2 protein-coding genes are annotated in these 1,390 nt (G+C 59.2%); one reads left to right on the top strand and one right to left on the bottom strand.

Features of this window, described 5'->3' with window-relative positions:
• A partial coding sequence (locus EN879_RS35865; RefSeq protein WP_127274714.1) for an AMIN domain-containing protein occupies positions 1-441 on the bottom strand: 441 nt, incomplete at its 3' end.
• Between the two features lie 654 nt (positions 442-1,095).
• On the opposite strand from EN879_RS35865, the gene EN879_RS35860 reads away from it, so the two are divergent.
• Positions 1,096-1,390, top strand: a 295-nt coding sequence (locus EN879_RS35860; protein ID WP_127274713.1) for a S1 RNA-binding domain-containing protein, incomplete at its 3' end; no start/stop codon positions are given.

Genomic DNA, 1,390 nt, shown 5'->3' with positions numbered 1-1,390 from the left:
GTCGATGGCAATGCGGTAGCCGGTTCCGTCCTCGTTCTTGAGCACGTCGAGCTTGTCGACGGCAAAGGGTCCCTTGCCGGTGAGGATCAGACGCGAAACGCCCTCGCCGAGTTCGCCCAGGCGCACGCCCTTGACCAGGCCCCGCGCCTTCAAATCCTTGGCATCCACGGCGAATCTCGTATTCGCGAGATCGATGACAAGACGGTTGGGACCACGCAGCAGGAACCATTTGATATCGGGTTCGCGGTCGAAATCCATGACGATGCGCATCTTGGTGGCATCGCCGGCCATCTTGTAGCCTTTTGCCACGAGCGGAGCGTCGGCGGCACTGGCATTTGAGGACAAGACGGATGAGGCCGCCAGCAGCAGCAAGAGGCAGAAAGCGGCCAGGATCCGGCCGCCGACACGACATCCCTTGTCTGTGAAGTCCGCCAATCCCATCTCTCTTGCAGTCGCTCCCGGTTTGGCGCCCGGCGCCCGGTCGTTTCGTCGAAATGCCGGTTAGGCCGCGAACTCGATTAACGATTGGTATCCAGAGAAGGTTAACCAAGCCTTTTCATGCAGGGCCGCAAGCCTGGCTTTACGCTACGGAACGGCTTTTTGCCGGCATCGGAAATCGGGGTTGCCATCCACCCCGCCAAATCATAAAAGCGATGGTGGATCACTGCAATCCTGGAACCGCCCTCCTCCGCAGCTTCTTGCTACAGGGTCAGACGTAAAGGCGGCTCCTTTCGCTTCAGGCGAAAAGGGTTCAGGTGATCGCGACGAATTTCGCAGGCGTGCTCCCGTGGCGGGGGAATCGCCTGCGTGAGGAAAACGGCCGGGTTTGTTCCCGTGCCGGCTCTGTATGAGCAAACAAGCTGGTCCGGTTCGTCCGGGCTTTGGTTCAAAAGGTTCTGTTGGTGACGATGGCTTCAAGCGCAATCATGGAAAGGTCCGCATCAAACCGCGCCATTATGGCTGCGGGCGGCACCGCCATGGCGCTCAAGCGGCGGCCGACGGACGTTCAAATATCCGGCACCCACATTCCAGACACGCAGCAGCAGGCTTTGCCTCGCAAGCTGCGGCTGACGGCTGCCGGGGGGAAACGAAATAATGCCCAACAAAATGCTGATAGACGCCTCCCACCCGGAGGAAACACGCGTTGTCGTCATACGCGGTAACCGTATTGAAGAATTCGACTTTGAATCCCAGGACAAGAAGCAGCTCAAAGGAAACATCTACCTAGCCCGCGTAACGCGCGTAGAGCCCTCCCTTCAGGCAGCCTTTGTCGAATATGGCGGCAACCGTCACGGTTTTCTCGCCTTCAGTGAAATCCACCCCGATTACTACCAGATTCCGGTCGCCGATCGTCAGGCACTGCTGCGCGCGGAAGCGCAGGAGGCTGAGG

Source organism: Mesorhizobium sp. M7A.F.Ca.AU.002.02.1.1 (assembly GCF_003998535.1).
Classification (GTDB): Bacteria; Pseudomonadota; Alphaproteobacteria; order Rhizobiales; family Rhizobiaceae; genus Mesorhizobium; species Mesorhizobium ciceri.
The sequence above is the reverse complement of the archived record's forward strand: the minus strand, read 5'-3'. Positions and strand labels throughout refer to the sequence as shown.